1 protein-coding gene is annotated in these 671 nt (G+C 39.5%); it reads left to right on the plus strand.

All coding sequences use genetic code 11. The features are described from left to right. The coding region (locus tag ACFIN0_RS10010; RefSeq protein ID WP_375702482.1) for an autotransporter outer membrane beta-barrel domain-containing protein at nucleotides 1–671 on the plus strand (671 nt) is incomplete at both ends.

Here is a 671-nt window from a genome sequence, read left to right on the forward strand (position 1 = left end):
ATTAGAGCTGTTGTTCCACAGGTTCCAACTTATCTTCTTTTGCCAAATGCCTTATTTCATGCTGGTTTAGTGGATATGATCACGCAAAATAAGACGTTGGAGATAATGCGGAATGCTTTTCTTTCTTCTTGGAAAGAGAATGAAAAGACAGCCTTTTTTCTGCGTGCTTATGGGGGGAGCCATCATTATGCTTCCAATTTATCTGCTTTTGAATATGGCTATGGTGCTGAGCTCGATTATAATGCACTTGAAGCAGGTGTTTTGTTAAACGAGATTGAGAGTTTATATGGTCGTACATTCTTTGGAGTTTTGGGGAACTATGGAAATCTTTCTCTACACCCTCAGGATGTTGAACAAAGCAAAAAAAGTGCATTTAATAAATGGTCTGTTGCTGCCTATGGGAGTTTGCAGCATGATAGGGGTTTTTATATAGATGGGGTGGTATCGTATGGTCTTTTTAAGGGTGATGTTTTGACCCTTTCACGGGGCAAGGTTGTGGCGTTAAAGGGTAAACAGTTTAGCGGTTCTTTAACGAGCGGTAGAACGTTTGCAACAGGGTATAAAGGTGTTGTTTTTGATCCGCAGATTCAGGTTGTTTATCAGCATCTTCAGTTTCATCAGGCGTTTGATGTTGATAATCTTGATGTTGATTTAGGAAAATTTCATCAATG

This window comes from Bartonella sp. AA89HNZF (assembly GCF_042196905.1).
GTDB lineage: Bacteria > Pseudomonadota > Alphaproteobacteria > Rhizobiales > Rhizobiaceae > Bartonella.